This window comes from Streptococcus toyakuensis, from assembly GCF_024346585.1.
Classification (GTDB): domain Bacteria; phylum Bacillota; class Bacilli; order Lactobacillales; family Streptococcaceae; genus Streptococcus; species Streptococcus toyakuensis.
This window is the reverse complement of record NZ_AP024523.1, coordinates 1,329,253-1,344,715: the sequence shown is the minus strand read 5'-3', so window position 1 is coordinate 1,344,715 and position 15,463 is coordinate 1,329,253. Positions and strand designations below refer to the sequence as shown.

The 15,463-nt window shown below is 39.8% G+C and carries 15 protein-coding genes; 13 read left to right on the top strand and 2 right to left on the bottom strand.

Annotated features, from left to right (window positions below):
- On the top strand, positions 1–897 hold the full coding sequence (locus STYK_RS06925; protein ID WP_049499452.1) for a DMT family transporter: 897 nt from the start codon (positions 1–3) through the stop codon (positions 895–897).
- 44 nt (positions 898–941) lie between these two features.
- Here the strand turns inward: STYK_RS06925 and STYK_RS06920 are convergent, their stop codons facing one another.
- Positions 942–1,640: a GntR family transcriptional regulator gene (locus STYK_RS06920; protein ID WP_000936192.1), complete on the bottom strand. Its 699-nt coding sequence runs from the start codon at positions 1,638–1,640 to the stop codon at positions 942–944.
- Positions 1,641–1,782: 142 nt separating this feature from the next.
- On the opposite strand from STYK_RS06920, the gene guaA reads away from it, so the two are divergent.
- From guaA to STYK_RS06860, 12 genes are all read left to right on the top strand, one after another.
- Positions 1,783–3,345 carry a glutamine-hydrolyzing GMP synthase gene (gene guaA / locus STYK_RS06915; RefSeq protein WP_023946981.1) on the top strand — a complete coding sequence of 521 codons (1,563 nt, stop codon included), beginning with the start codon at positions 1,783–1,785 and terminating at the stop codon, positions 3,343–3,345.
- A gap of 530 nt (positions 3,346–3,875) precedes the next feature.
- A complete protein-coding gene (locus STYK_RS06910) occupies positions 3,876–4,892 on the top strand; it encodes a hypothetical protein (RefSeq protein ID WP_261804764.1) in 1,017 nt (338 codons plus the stop codon).
- Positions 4,893–5,174: 282 nt separating this feature from the next.
- Complete coding sequence (locus STYK_RS06905) at positions 5,175–6,281, top strand: G5 domain-containing protein (RefSeq protein WP_261804763.1); 1,107 nt, start codon at positions 5,175–5,177, stop codon at positions 6,279–6,281.
- A gap of 187 nt (positions 6,282–6,468) precedes the next feature.
- Complete coding sequence (locus STYK_RS06900; RefSeq protein ID WP_049535202.1) at positions 6,469–7,755, top strand: peptidase U32 family protein; 1,287 nt, start codon at positions 6,469–6,471, stop codon at positions 7,753–7,755.
- Between the two features lie 314 nt (positions 7,756–8,069).
- Positions 8,070–8,270, top strand: a complete 201-nt coding sequence (locus STYK_RS06895; protein WP_001054560.1) for a F0F1 ATP synthase subunit C — start codon at positions 8,070–8,072, stop codon at positions 8,268–8,270.
- 33 nt (positions 8,271–8,303) lie between these two features.
- Positions 8,304–9,014 carry a F0F1 ATP synthase subunit A gene (atpB, locus tag STYK_RS06890; RefSeq protein WP_125416525.1) on the top strand — a complete coding sequence of 237 codons (711 nt, stop codon included), beginning with the start codon at positions 8,304–8,306 and terminating at the stop codon, positions 9,012–9,014.
- A 13-nt stretch (positions 9,015–9,027) separates the two neighbouring features.
- The gene (gene atpF / locus STYK_RS06885) at positions 9,028–9,522 is read left to right on the top strand and encodes a F0F1 ATP synthase subunit B (protein WP_214614710.1); all 495 of its coding nucleotides are present in this window, start codon (positions 9,028–9,030) and stop codon (positions 9,520–9,522) included.
- Positions 9,522–10,058, top strand: coding sequence for a F0F1 ATP synthase subunit delta (locus STYK_RS06880; protein ID WP_261804762.1), 537 nt, complete (start codon positions 9,522–9,524; stop codon positions 10,056–10,058). The genes atpF and STYK_RS06880 overlap by 1 nt, the downstream gene beginning before the upstream one ends.
- Positions 10,059–10,072: 14 nt before the next feature.
- Positions 10,073–11,578 (top strand): F0F1 ATP synthase subunit alpha, encoded by a 1,506-nt coding sequence (atpA, locus tag STYK_RS06875; RefSeq protein ID WP_023942963.1) that lies wholly within the window; start codon positions 10,073–10,075, stop codon positions 11,576–11,578.
- A 15-nt stretch (positions 11,579–11,593) separates the two neighbouring features.
- Entirely contained in the window at positions 11,594–12,472 is an 879-nt protein-coding gene (locus STYK_RS06870) for a F0F1 ATP synthase subunit gamma (protein WP_261804761.1), read from the top strand.
- Positions 12,473–12,557: 85 nt separating this feature from the next.
- Positions 12,558–13,964, top strand: a complete 1,407-nt coding sequence (atpD, locus tag STYK_RS06865; RefSeq protein WP_164226735.1) for a F0F1 ATP synthase subunit beta — start codon at positions 12,558–12,560, stop codon at positions 13,962–13,964.
- A 10-nt stretch (positions 13,965–13,974) separates the two neighbouring features.
- A complete protein-coding gene (locus STYK_RS06860; protein ID WP_000068041.1) occupies positions 13,975–14,394 on the top strand; it encodes a F0F1 ATP synthase subunit epsilon in 420 nt (139 codons plus the stop codon).
- Positions 14,395–14,440: 46 nt separating this feature from the next.
- Here the strand turns inward: STYK_RS06860 and STYK_RS06855 are convergent, their stop codons facing one another.
- On the bottom strand, positions 14,441–15,454 hold the full coding sequence (locus STYK_RS06855; protein ID WP_261804760.1) for a lactonase family protein: 1,014 nt from the start codon (positions 15,452–15,454) through the stop codon (positions 14,441–14,443).
- Positions 15,455–15,463: the final 9 nt, after the last annotated feature.

Below are 15,463 nucleotides of genomic sequence, written 5' to 3'. Positions count from 1 at the left end.
ATGTCAAACAGTTTAAAAGGGACTCTATTAACAGTTGTGGCTGGGATTGCTTGGGGCTTGTCAGGAACGAGTGGCCAATACCTGATGGCACACGGAATTTCGGCTCTGGTTTTGACCAACTTGCGTCTTTTAATCGCTGGTGGGATTCTCATGGTCTTGACTTATGCTACTGCAAAGGATAGAATGCTGGCCTTTTTAAATGATAGAAAGAGTTTACTGTCTCTTCTCATTTTTGCTCTAATTGGTCTCTTCCTCAATCAATTTGCCTATCTAACTGCTATTCAGGAGACCAATGCAGGAACCGCGACGGTGCTTCAGTATGTTTGTCCTGTCGGGATTTTGATTTATAGCTGTATCAAGGATAAGGTGGCACCGACACTGGGAGAGATAGTTTCCATCATATTAGCCATTGGAGGGACCTTCCTGATTGCAACTCATGGGCAGTTGGACCAGTTATCCATGACACCTGCAGGCCTGTTCTGGGGTCTCTTTTCTGCTCTGACTTACGCACTGTATATCATTTTGCCCATAGCCTTGATTAAGAAGTGGGGGAGCAGTTTGCTCATTGGTGTGGGAATGGTCATAGCAGGTTTAGTCGCCCTTCCTTTTACAGGGGTTCTACAGACTGCTATCCCAACTAGTCTTGATTTTCTCCTTGCATTTGAGGGCATTATCCTTATCGGTACTGTCTTTGCCTATACAGCCTTCTTAAAAGGAGCCAGTCTGATTGGACCGGTCAAGTCAAGCTTGTTGGCTTCTATTGAGCCAATTTCGGCAGTTTTCTTTGCCTTCCTAATTATGAATGAACAATTTTATCCTATTGATTTTCTTGGCATGGCAATGATATTGTTTGCTGTAACTCTGATTTCGTTGAAAGATTTAGTCTTAGAAAAATAAAAAGACTCTTTGTCGTCCGTGACAGAGAGTTTTTGCGTGGTAATCTAATTATTTTCAAGATAAAATTCAAAGCGTTCGCCTACATACTGACTTTTTACGTATTCAAATGCAGTACCATCTTCTAGGTAGGAAACCTGAGTCAAACCTAGAATAGCATGTCCTTTTTCAACTTCCAAATAGTGGGCAATTTTTTCCTTAGCAAGACGAGCATAAATAGTCTGCTGTGATTTACCAATACGGTAGCCGTGTTTTTGCAGAGTTTGAAAGAAATGACTGGTGATTTCTTCTTTTTTAAAGTCCTTAATGAATTTTTCAGGAATAGAAGCAACTTCATAAACTAGAGGAACTTGGTCGGCATAGCGAACCCGTTCCATTCGGATAATATTCTCCGTTGGAGAAATTCCTAGCTTGGCAACTTCCTGTTCATTGGGAATGGTTTTTCTGTAGGAAATGAGTTGGCTAGAGGGTACTTTACCTTGGGACTTAACAATTTCAGTAAAACTGGTTGTCCCTCGCATCTTTTCTTGTACACGTGTACTGGATACAAAGGTGCCACTTCCTACACGGCGCTCTAAAACTCCTTCTTCGACCAAGAGGGAAATAGCTTGGCGGAGGGTCATGCGACTGACCTCAAACTGCTCTGCTAAATCTCTTTCACTGGGAAGTCTCTCACCAATGGCCCAACGATGTTCGTCAATATCCTTTTTAATCTGATCATGGATTTTCATATAAGCGGGTAGCATATTTTTCACTTCATTTCTATCTTTTCTCTATTGTACCCCAATAAACTAGAAAAAGTCAAACTTCGCCTTGTTTAGTTGGTAATTCGCCCTTATTTGTGATAGAATATTGAAAAAAAGATATTTCTTTTGAGAAAGGAAAAAGATGAGCAACATTTCAACTGATTTGCAAGATGTAGAAAAAATCATCGTATTGGACTATGGTAGCCAATACAACCAGCTGATTTCACGCCGTATCCGTGAGATTGGTGTTTTTTCAGAACTAAAGAGCCATAAAATTTCAGCTGCTGAAGTTCGTGAAATCAATCCTGTAGGAATTATCCTATCAGGTGGTCCAAACTCTGTATACGAAGATGGTTCATTTGATATTGACCCAGAAATCTTCGAACTCGGAATTCCAATTTTGGGAATCTGTTATGGTATGCAGTTATTGACCCATAAACTTGGAGGAAAAGTTGTCCCTGCAGGTGATGCTGGAAATCGTGAATATGGTCAATCAACTCTTACTCACACACCATCAGCTCTTTTTGAATCAACACCAGACGAGCAGACTGTTTTGATGAGCCATGGTGATGCGGTTACTGAGATTCCTTCTGACTTTGTTCGTACTGGAACATCAGCTGACTGCCCTTATGCAGCCATTGAAAACCCAGATAAACACATTTACGGTATCCAATTCCACCCAGAAGTTCGTCATTCTGTATACGGAAATGATATCCTTCGTAACTTTGCTCTTAACATCTGTAAAGCTAAAGGCGACTGGACAATGGATAACTTCATCGATATGCAAATCCAAAAAATCCGTGAAACCGTCGGTGATAAACGTGTCCTTCTTGGTCTATCAGGTGGGGTGGACTCATCTGTCGTTGGAGTTCTTCTCCAAAAGGCTATTGGCGATCAATTGATCTGTATCTTCGTAGACCACGGTCTTCTTCGTAAAGGAGAAGCGGATCAAGTTATGGAAATGCTTGGTGGTAAGTTTGGTTTGAATATCGTCAAAGCAGACGCTGCTAAACGTTTCCTTGATAAACTTGCTGGCGTTTCTGACCCTGAACAAAAACGTAAAATCATCGGTAATGAGTTTGTATATGTATTCGATGACGAAGCAAGCAAGCTCAAAGATGTGAAATTCCTTGCTCAAGGAACTCTTTATACAGACGTTATCGAGTCTGGTACGGATACCGCTCAGACAATCAAGTCACACCACAACGTGGGTGGTCTTCCAGAAGACATGCAGTTTGAACTGATCGAACCATTGAACACTCTCTATAAAGACGAAGTTCGTGCCCTTGGTACAGAGCTTGGTATGCCAGACCATATCGTATGGCGCCAACCATTCCCAGGACCAGGACTTGCTATCCGTGTCATGGGTGAAATCACTGAAGAGAAACTTGAAACCGTTCGTGAATCAGACGCTATCCTTCGTGAGGAAATTGCTAAAGCAGGTCTTGACCGCGATATCTGGCAATACTTCACAGTGAACACAGGCGTTCGTTCAGTCGGTGTTATGGGTGACGGTCGTACATATGACTACACGATTGCAATCCGTGCTATCACCTCTATCGATGGTATGACAGCTGACTTTGCAAAGATTCCTTGGGATGTCCTTCAAAAGATTTCTGTACGTATCGTAAACGAAGTGGACCACGTTAACCGCATCGTCTATGATATTACAAGTAAACCACCTGCAACAGTTGAGTGGGAGTAAATCTATAAATACTTTACTCTTATAGTAAATGAAAAATAAGGATTTCGAGAGAACAAAATCGTTCTCTCTTTTTTTAGCTGAATATTTTAAGTAAAAGGTTAAGCTATTCTTTCATAAAACAAGACAGAATGGTTGCCTCCAAAGTCTCATCATAAGAGAACAGTTATATTCTCTGGATCTACTTTTGAGATGGTAAAAATAGATATACTGATATCCATTCCTTTTATCATATCCTTGATTTCTTAAGTTTTAAAGACAGTTTAATCAGGATTCCTTTTATATATCGATTAAGAAATAAATAATCTGTCTTGAATCCTACCATAGATGTATAAAGAGTCATTTTGTTTTTTTGTTTTGTATCAGTATCAATCCGTTCTGATATTGTTTTTTGAATTTTAGAAAATTCTAGTACAGTAGTTAGGAAGTTTTTATAAATTTATTGTATTTAATTCTTGAGTTGATACCTTTACTTTTTTAGTTAATTATGTAATAATATTAACAATACAAATAAATGAAAGTTGGTGTTTCTATTGCATAAAGCAGTAAAACAAGAAAAAGGTCATGGCTATCTCCGTAAAACTAAGTTAGGTTTGTTAAGTGGCATTATCCTAACGACTGCTTTAGGGAGTTTATTTTTAAATGGGATTGTAAGCGCTGACGAACAACCAAATTCAAGTACACCTCTTAATGCAGCACAGACTCCTCCTAGCGAAACTGTGGTTCAAAGTGAGTATGAAACGAGTACAACACATACGGTAAAAGAAACCGAGTTAAAAGCTAAAGTTGAAGAAGTAAAAGCTTTAGGGGTTAAGGTTACAGAAACACCCACTGAAAATGTAGGTGTTGCAAATAGTTCTTCTGAGGTTACACATTTACGCGCAACTGCTGAAGAAAAAGTAGATGCTCAAATTCGTGATTTAGAGTCTGCAAAAGCTGAACAAGAACAAGTGAAAGCGGATAGAGTTAAGATTGATGAGTTTAAAAATACTTTTATTAATGCTAATTATATCAAAGTAAAAGCTAGATTAGTTTCTCAGGTAAATAGTCGAGATATTAATGAAGATGTCTCGAAAGAAGCGTCAGTTAGTCCAATTACATCAAGTAATGGGGAACTTCATTACTTGAAAGCGAATGAATTGGATTTAACTGATTCTCAAGGTTTGTATAATGCAGTATCGAAACCAACTACTGAGGAAGTTACAGAAACATTTATTAAGGTACCTGATCGAATTGGAATTACAGATAAATATGAAACAAATCGTGTGAATATCGGGTATCCTGCTCGTATTGTGGAACTAACTCCAAACACTGTGTATAGTTACACCATCACACCTCGTTCAGATAGTGTTTTATCTAGTATTTACGGTATCGGTAGTATTGAGACAACTGCTAAATTTGAGTATACGCTACCTGAAGAAACCAAACTTTACGCTACATTTAGCAGTAAACCTGTTGAGACTCATGTAATTATTAAAAACTTAACTCGACGTGCTGAAAATCATACTGATTTCATTGGTTACACTCGAACTTATACTTATAAGGATTAGCAAGGAAATATTATTCCAATTAAAGATTTATATGCGAAATTCTTAGATGTCCAAGGTTTTAAGGGGAAAGGGGTTATAACGTCTTCTGATATTCCAAAATCTAAATTATCCGAGTTTGAATTACGTTCAGTTGGTGCTGATTACACTTATAGACAAGAAACATCTTTACTTGGAGAAAATACAATTTCTCAAAAAGAGTACATTGCTAGTAAAGTAGTTCCTAATAAACGTAATCAGTTTACACCTCGCATTGTTTATGCATCAAATCTCCAAAGAGTTGAATTGACAGATACAGAAAAAGCAATCAACGGTGTGTCTCGCACTTTCCATACTGTTACTTATACAGAAGTTCAAAACAAAGGTTTAGTGACTCAGAAGTTTGTAAACGAACAAGGTGTTGAAATTGCACCTAGTGTTAAATCTGAACTTAAAGAAGTAGGTTCTGAGGTATCTTTAACTCATCCGACCGATTTGGACTTTGAGAACAAGCGTTATACCTTTAAAGAACAAGACAAACAAGATGTTACAGAGATTGTGAAAGGTGAAACTGTCATTACCTATGTGTATAAACAGAAGTATGAGAATAACTTACCACCTGTAGAAACAGAAACAAAAATTCCAATTACAACAACTTATGTAGAAGACAAAAAAATCGACTATGGTACGGAAATTGTTGAATCGAACGGTAGCGAAGGTAAAATTGTAACTACAACACCTAAAATTGTGAATGAACTTGATGGTATTGTAACTGACGGTAAGCCGACTGAAAAAGAAACTCCTATGGTACCAAAAGTGGTTAAAGTAGGTACTAAACCTAAAGTTGTAGAAACAACTACTCCATATACAACACGTTATGTAGAAGATAATACAAAAGATAAAGACTATCGAGAAGTAACAAGAACTGGTAAAGCTGGTAAAACAACTACTACAATAACTTATACCTTGGATCCTAATACAGGAGCAGTAACACCGAATGAACCAACCACGATTACTGAAGAAGCAGTAGAAGAAGTTATCACAGTCGGTACGAAACCAAAGGTTGAGGCACCAAAGGTTGAAACGCCAAAAGTTGAAACACCAAAGGTTGAAACACCAAAGGTTGAAACACCAAAGGTTGAAACACCAAAGGTTGAAACACCAAAGGTTGAAACGCCAAAAGTTGAAACACCAAAGGTTGAGACACCAAAGGTAGAAGTACCAAAATCAAAGACACCAACTGAACAATCGACAAAAGAAACTTCACAAATTCCGACTTCTGTAGCAAGTAAGAGAGAGGAATTGCCTAATACAGGTACAGAAGATCATGCTAATCTTGTAGTCTTAGGACTTCTAGGAGTTTTGAGTGGATTTGGATTTCTTGCACACAAGAAAAAAGAAGTGGAGAAATAGTTTTTTCTAACCTATATTAGAAAAGGGCTCACATCTGTGGGCTTTTTCTCTTTGACAATCTTTTTGCTTTAATAATCTAAAAGATTAGAATTGTCAAAACAATCTGTCTAGGCTTGATTTTATGGCTTATTTACTATAAAATGAGAAGGAAAAACGTCAAACTTTTATATTGCAAATAGGAGAAAACATGACAAAAACATTAAAACGTCCAGAGGTTTTATCACCTGCAGGGACTTTAGAGAAGCTAAAGGTAGCTGTTCAATATGGAGCAGATGCTGTCTTTATCGGTGGTCAGGCCTATGGCCTTCGTAGCCGTGCCGGAAACTTTACTTTCGAACAGATGGAAGAAGGTGTCCAGTTTGCGGCCAAGTATGGTGCTAAGGTTTATGTGGCTGCCAATATGGTTATGCACGAAGGAAATGAGGCTGGTGCTGGTGAGTGGTTCCGTAAACTACGTGATATCGGAATCGCGGCAGTTATCGTGTCTGACCCAGCCTTGATTATGATTGCAGCGACTGAAGCACCAGGTCTTGAAATCCACCTCTCTACCCAAGCAAGTGCCACTAACTATGAAACCCTTGAGTTCTGGAAAGAACTGGGCTTAACTCGTGTCGTTTTGGCGCGTGAGGTTTCGATGGAAGAATTAGCTGAAATTCGCAAACGTACAGATGTTGAGATTGAAGCCTTTGTCCACGGAGCCATGTGTATTTCTTACTCTGGTCGTTGTACTCTTTCAAACCATATGAGTATGCGTGATGCCAACCGTGGTGGTTGTTCACAGTCTTGTCGCTGGAAATACGATCTTTACGACATGCCATTTGGTCAAGAACGTAAGAGCCTTAAAGGTGAAATTCCAGAAGAATTTTCGATGTCTGCCGTTGATATGTCTATGATTGACCATATCCCAGATATGATTGAAAACGGTGTGGACAGTCTAAAAATCGAAGGACGTATGAAGTCTATTCACTATGTTTCAACTGTAACCAACTGCTACAAGGCGGCTGTTGATGCTTATCTAGAGAGTCCAGAGAAGTTTGAAGCTATCAAGCAAGACTTGATTGATGAGATGTGGAAGGTTGCCCAACGTGAATTAGCAACAGGTTTCTACTATGGTACACCATCTGAAAATGAGCAGTTGTTTGGTGCTCGTCGTAAAATTCCTGAGTATAAGTTTGTCGCTGAAGTGGTTTCTTACGATGATGCGACACAAACAGCAACCATTCGCCAACGGAACGTCATTAACGAAGGGGACCAAGTTGAGTTTTATGGCCCAGGTTTCCGTCATTTTGAGACTTATATCGAAGATTTGCATGATGCTAAAGGAAATAAGATCGATCGCGCTCCAAATCCAATGGAACTATTGACTATCAAGGTTCCACAACCTGTTCAAGCTGGAGATATGGTTCGAGCTCTCAAGGAAGGGCTCATCAATCTTTATAAGGAAGATGGAACCAGCGTCACAGTTCGTGCTTAATAAATATGTAGGGGACGAAAGCTTTCTAGTTGCTTTCCCTTTAATCCTATTTACTAAAAGAACATTAGGTTAAAAAAATATATTAATTTCCATCCGAGATTTCATCTCGGATTTTTTCATTATTTTTCAGAAAGACCTAGATAATAGACGGATTTATTACAAGTTTTTTCCAAAATTTTCTATATAATAGACTTAAAAATAGTAAAATTGTAAATAATTTTCATTAAACGCTTTCAATGTTAGTAAAAAGTTGACAAATCCAATTTTTAGGACTAAACTAAGTAAGTAAATTTTAATTAAAAGGAGAATTCGTCATGAATTTAACATTTTTCGGTCTATGTCTTGCCTGTATGGGTGTATCTCTTGGTGAAGGTATGTTGATGAACGGTTTGTTGAAATCAGTTGCTCGCCAACCAGATATCATCTCAGAACTACGTAGTTTGATGATCCTAGGGGTTGCCTTTATTGAAGGTACTTTCTTCGTTACTCTTGTCTTTTCATTTATCATCAAATAAAAGAAGTATAAATTGAAAAAGGGAGGATTTTAGATGGAAGAAAGTATTAATCCAACCATCAATATTGGTCCTGTTACCTTTAATTTAACCATAGTAGTTTTGACTTTGTTGACTGTAGCACTTATTTTTGGCTTTATTTATTGGGCGAGTCGCAATATGACTTTGAGACCCACAGGAAAACAAAATGTATTAGAGTATTTATTTGATTTTGTTGTTGGATTTACAAAATCAAACCTTGGTCCAATGATAAAGGATTATTCTCTCTTTTATTTCTGTTTATTCCTATTTATGGCCATTGCAAATAATATTGGCTTAATGGCTAGAATTCAGACTACAGATGGTGTAAATCTTTGGACCTCACCAACAGCAAATTTGTCATTTGACTTGGTCTTGTCTTTTACAATTATCTTAATGACCCACGTAGAAGGAATTCGTCGTCGTGGAATCAAAAAGTATTTAAAAGCATTTGTAACACCAGGTTTTATGACACCAATGAATCTCTTAGAAGAAGTTACCAATCTCCTTTCACTTGCATTGCGGGTCTTTGGTAATATCTTTGCAGGAGAAGTGATGGCAAGTATGTTAGTCCTACTTTCTCATCAGGCCTTCTATTGGTATCCTATTGCTTTTGGAACAAATCTAATCTGGACTGCATTTTCTGTTTTTATTTCTTGTGTACAAGCATATGTATTTACATTGTTATCTTCAATGTACCTAGGAAATAAAATTAATGATGAAGAATAGAAAGGAGTAGTTTATGAATGTAACAGTAGGTGAATTACTTGGTGATTTTATACTAATCGCTGGTTCCTTTATTCTCTTGCTAGTCTTGGTTAAGAAATACGCTTGGTCAAATTTGGCTAGCATTTTCGAACAAAGAGCAGAAAAAATTGCAGCAGATATTGACGGAGCTGAACAAGCACGTCAAAAAGCAGAAGTATTGGCTCAAAAACGCGAAGATGAATTGGCTGGTAGCCGTAAAGAAGCTAAGACAATCATTGAGAATGCGAAAGAAACAGCTGAGAAAAGTAAAGCTAATATTTTAGCAGATGCTAAGCTAGAAGCAGGACGCTTGAAAGAAAAAGCGAACCAAGAAATTGCTCAAAATAAAGCTGAAGCTTTACAAAGCGTTAAGGGTGAGGTAGCAGATTTGACAATCAGCTTGGCTGGTAAAATCATCTCACAAAACCTTGACGGTCATGCCCATAAAGAACTCATTGATCAGTATATCGATCAGTTAGGAGAAGCTTAATGGACAAGAAAACAGTAAAGGTAATTGAAAAATACAGCATGCCTTTTGTCCAATTGGTTATAGAAAAAGGAGAAGAAGACCGTATCTTTTCAGACTTGACTCAAATCAAGCAAGTTGTTGAAGAAACAGGTCTGCCTTCTTTTTTAAAACAAGTGGCAGTAGACGAGTCGGATAAGGAAAAAACAATTGCTTTTTTCCAAGACTCTGTGTCACCTTTAATACAAAACTTTATCCAGGTTCTGGCCTATAATCACAGAGCAAATCTTTTTTATGATGTGCTTGTAGATTGCTTGAACCGACTTGAAAAAGAAACAAATCGATTTGAAGTGACGATTACTGCTGCTCATCCTTTAACAGATGAACAAAAGAGTCGCTTGCTCCCTTTGATTGAGAAAAAAATGTCTCTGAAAGTAAGGAGTGTAAAAGAAGAAATCGATGAAAGTCTCATTGGTGGTTTTGTCATTTTTGCCAATCACAAGACAATTGATGTGAGTATTAAACAACAACTTAAAGTTGTTAAAGAAAATTTGAAATAGAAAGTGGTGTTCTTTTGGCAATTAACGCACAAGAAATCAGCGCTTTAATTAAGCAACAAATTGAAAATTTCAAACCCAATTTTGATGTGACTGAAACAGGTGTTGTAACCTATATCGGGGACGGTATCGCGCGTGCTCACGGCCTTGAAAATGCCATGAGTGGAGAGTTGTTGATTTTTGAAAACGGCTCTTATGGTATGGCTCAAAACTTGGAGTCAACAGACGTTGGTATTATCATCCTAGGTGACTTTACAGATATTCGTGAAGGCGATACAATCCGCCGTACAGGGAAAATCATGGAAGTCCCAGTAGGTGAAAGTCTGATTGGTCGTGTTGTGGATCCGCTTGGTCGTCCGGTTGACGGTCTGGGAGAAATCCATACTGATAAAACTCGTCCAGTAGAAGCGCCAGCTCCTGGTGTTATGCAACGTAAGTCTGTATCAGAACCATTGCAAACTGGTTTGAAAGCTATTGACGCCCTTGTACCGATTGGTCGTGGTCAACGTGAGTTGATTATCGGGGACCGTCAGACAGGGAAAACAACCATTGCGATTGATACAATCTTGAACCAAAAAGGTCAAGATATGATCTGTATCTATGTTGCGATTGGACAAAAAGAATCAACAGTTCGTACGCAAGTAGAAACACTTCGTCAGTACGGTGCCTTGGACTACACAATCGTTGTGACAGCCTCTGCTTCACAACCATCACCATTGCTCTTCCTAGCTCCTTATGCTGGGGTTGCCATGGCGGAAGAATTTATGTACCAAGGCAAGCATGTTTTGATCGTTTATGATGATTTATCAAAACAAGCGGTAGCTTATCGTGAACTGTCTCTCTTGCTTCGTCGTCCTCCAGGTCGTGAAGCCTTCCCAGGGGATGTTTTCTACCTTCACAGCCGTTTGCTTGAGCGCTCAGCTAAAGTTTCTGATGAACTTGGTGGTGGATCAATTACAGCCCTACCATTTATCGAGACACAAGCAGGAGATATCTCTGCCTATATCGCAACCAACGTGATTTCTATCACTGATGGACAAATCTTCCTTGGCGATGGTCTCTTCAATGCGGGTATTCGTCCAGCTATCGATGCGGGTTCATCTGTATCGCGTGTAGGTGGTTCTGCGCAAATCAAAGCTATGAAGAAGGTTGCTGGTACACTTCGTATCGACCTTGCTTCATACCGTGAGTTGGAAGCCTTCACTAAGTTTGGTTCTGACTTGGACGCAGCAACACAGGCTAAGTTGAACCGTGGACGTCGTACCGTTGAGGTCTTGAAACAACCTGTTCACAAACCATTACCTGTTGAGAAACAAGTAACCATTCTTTATGCTTTGACACATGGTTTCTTGGATACTGTTCCAGTAGATGATATTGTTCGTTTCGAGGAAGAGTTCCATGCCTTCTTTGATGCTCAACATCCAGAGATTTTGGAAACCATTCGTGATACAAAAGACTTGCCAGAAGAAGCAGTCTTGGATGCTGCGATTACAGAGTTTCTCAATCAATCTAGCTTCCAATAAGAATAGAGGTGTCAGATGGCAGTATCTCTAAATGATATTAAAACAAAAATCGCCTCAACAAAAAATACGAGTCAAATCACTAATGCCATGCAAATGGTATCAGCTGCTAAGCTAGGTCGCTCTGAAGAAGCAGCTCGCAACTTTCAAGTTTACGCTCAGAAGGTTCGCAAACTTTTGACAGATATTCTTCATGGTAATGGAGCTGGTGGTTCAACTAATCCCATGTTGATTAGCCGTCCCGTGAAGAAGACAGCCTATATCGTCATCACTTCAGATCGCGGTTTGGTTGGAGGGTATAATTCCTCTATTCTAAAAGCCGTTATGGAGTTGAAGGAAGAATACCATCCAGACGGTAAAGGTTTTGAAATGATCTGTATTGGTGGAATGGGAGCTGATTTCTTTAAGGCTCGTGGTATTCAACCACTTTATGAACTACGTGGCTTGGCAGACCAACCTAGCTTTGATCAAGTTCGTAAGATTATTTCAAAAACTGTTGAAATGTACCAAAATGAACTTTTTGATGAACTCTATGTCTGCTATAACCACCATGTCAATACGCTAACCAGTCAAATGCGTGTGGAACAAATGCTTCCGATTGTTGACTTGGATCCAAATGAAGCGGATGAAGACTACAGCTTGACTTTTGAATTGGAAACCAGCCGAGAAGAAATTTTGGAGCAGTTGTTGCCTCAGTTTGCAGAAAGTATGATTTACGGGGCTATTATCGATGCCAAGACAGCTGAAAATGCTGCAGGTATGACCGCCATGCAAACAGCGACAGATAATGCTAAGAAAGTCATCAATGATTTGACAATTCAGTATAACCGTGCCAGACAGGCGGCGATTACACAAGAAATTACAGAAATCGTAGCAGGAGCTAGTGCCTTAGAATAGGCTCTAGTCCAGCTCGTATGAAAATGAACTTAGGACCTAGTTGAGCTAGGAACCGACAGTATCTTATATAGAATAGGAGAAGGAGATGAGTTCAGGTAAAATTGCTCAGGTTATCGGTCCCGTTGTAGACGTCTTGTTTGCAGCAGGGGAAAAACTTCCTGAGATTAACAATGCACTTGTCGTCTACAAAAATGACGAAAGAAAAACAAAAATCGTCCTTGAAGTAGCCTTAGAGTTGGGAGATGGTATGATCCGTACTATCGCCATGGAATCAACAGATGGGTTGACTCGTGGAATGGAAGTATTGGACACAGGTCGTCCAATCTCTGTACCAGTAGGTAAAGAAACTTTGGGACGTGTCTTCAATGTTTTGGGAGATACCATTGACTTGGAAGCTCCTTTTACAGAAGACGCAGAGCGTCAGCCAATTCATAAAAAAGCTCCAACTTTTGATGAGTTGTCTACCTCTTCTGAAATCCTTGAAACAGGGATTAAGGTTATCGACCTTCTTGCCCCTTACCTTAAAGGTGGTAAGGTTGGACTCTTCGGTGGTGCCGGAGTTGGTAAAACCGTCTTGATCCAAGAATTGATTCACAACATTGCCCAAGAACACGGTGGTATTTCAGTATTTACTGGTGTTGGGGAACGTACTCGTGAGGGGAACGACCTTTACTGGGAAATGAAAGAATCAGGCGTTATCGAGAAAACAGCCATGGTATTTGGTCAGATGAATGAGCCACCAGGAGCACGTATGCGTGTTGCCCTTACTGGTTTGACAATCGCTGAATACTTCCGTGATGTGGAAGGCCAAGACGTGCTTCTCTTTATCGATAATATCTTCCGTTTCACTCAGGCTGGTTCAGAAGTATCTGCCCTTTTGGGTCGTATGCCATCAGCCGTTGGTTACCAACCAACCCTTGCTACGGAAATGGGTCAATTGCAAGAGCGTATTACATCAACTAAGAAGGGTTCTGTAACCTCTATCCAAGCTATCTATGTGCCAGCGGATGACTATACTGACCCAGCGCCAGCAACAGCCTTCGCTCACTTGGATTCTACTACAAACTTGGAACGTAAGTTGGTACAATTGGGTATCTACCCAGCCGTTGACCCACTTGCTTCAAGCTCACGTGCCTTGGCACCTGAAATTGTTGGAGAAGAGCATTATGCAGTTGCTGCAGAAGTAAAACGTGTCCTTCAACGTTACCATGAATTGCAAGATATCATTGCTATCCTTGGTATGGATGAGCTTTCTGATGAAGAAAAGACCTTGGTTGCTCGTGCACGTCGTATCCAGTTCTTCTTGTCACAAAACTTCAACGTTGCGGAACAATTTACTGGTCAGCCAGGTTCTTATGTTCCAGTTGCTGAAACTGTACGTGGCTTTAAGGAAATCCTTGATGGTAAATACGACCACTTGCCAGAAGATGCCTTCCGTGGTGTAGGTTCTATCGAAGATGTGATTGCAAAAGCTGAAAAAATGGGATTTTAAGAGGTGATCTATGGCTCAGTTAACTGTCCAGATCGTGACACCAGATGGCCTCGTCTATGATCACCATGCCAGCTATGTATCGGTTCGAACTCTGGATGGTGAGATGGGGATCTTGCCACGACATGAAAATATGATTGCGGTTTTAGCAGTTGATGAAGTAAAGGTGAAACGTATTGATGACGAAGATCACGTGAACTGGATTGCAGTAAACGGCGGTGTTATTGAAATTGCCAATGATATGATTACAATCGTCGCTGACTCTGCAGAACGTGCTCGTGATATCGATATCAGTCGTGCAGAACGTGCCAAACTTCGTGCAGAACGTGCAATTGAAGAAGCACAAGACAAACACTTGATTGACCAAGAACGTCGTGCGAAGATTGCACTGCAACGTGCCATTAACCGTATTAATGTCGGAAATAGACTATAAGAAAAAATGAACTTGAAAATTCCAAGTTCATTTTTTATATGTTTTATTAAGGGGCAAAACGGATGCAGACTGCTTCGGGAACATGGAAGTTGTTGGAGAGTTCTGCTAGACGACCATTGTCACAATTACGTTTAAAGACAGTTGCATTGTCAGAGTCTTGGTGGACAGCAATGAGAAATTTTTGGTCGGGTGTCAAATCAAAATCTCGTGGAGTCTGACCATGTGTCGGAACGATTTCTAACAACTCTAAGCTACCGTCCGCAAGGATGGTATATACTGCGATAGAATCATGGCCACGGTTAGAAGCGTAGAGGTATTTACCGTCTTTAGAGAGACGAATAGCAGCGGTTCCATTAAAGCCTTTGTAAGCTTCTGGTAAAGTTGAAATAACTTGCATACGTTCAAATTCGCCAACACCATCGTAGATTAAAACCTCGATAGTACTATTGAGTTCACAAATGAGATAAGCGATTTTATAGTGGTTATGGAAAACGATATGACGAGAACCAGCTCCAGGAATACTATTGTAGGTATAGAGTTTAGATAATTTCCCTTCTTGATCAAGGTCATAGGTGATGACTTGGTCAGTTCCCAAGTCACAAGTCACTAGATAGTGGTCAGGTGTTAAATCTGTATAGTGAACATGAGGAGATGCTTGATTTTCATGTGGACCTTGGCCCCTGTGTTGATCTACATCACTAAGTAGAAGACGACCATCTTCCTGACGTTTATAAACAAGGACCTGTCCTTTGTGGTAGTTGGCTGCGTAAACCAAATCACGCTTTTCATCAACAGCAACATAACAGTGGGGGGCTCCCTCCTCAACAACATGATTTAACAAAGTCCCGTCAGTTTGATAGGCTGCAATTCCCCCCTTATCGTCTTGACTACCAACGGTGTATAAATGTTGGTGCTGGTCAAAGGCAAGGTAGGTTGGACTTGGCTCAGCTGCAAAAAGTTCTAGATTTGAAAGCTGACCAGTTTCTGTATCAAAGTCTGCCTTGTAAATCCCTTGGGAAGTACGACGTGTGTAAGTTCCAAAATAAACAGTTTCTTTCATAACGTTACC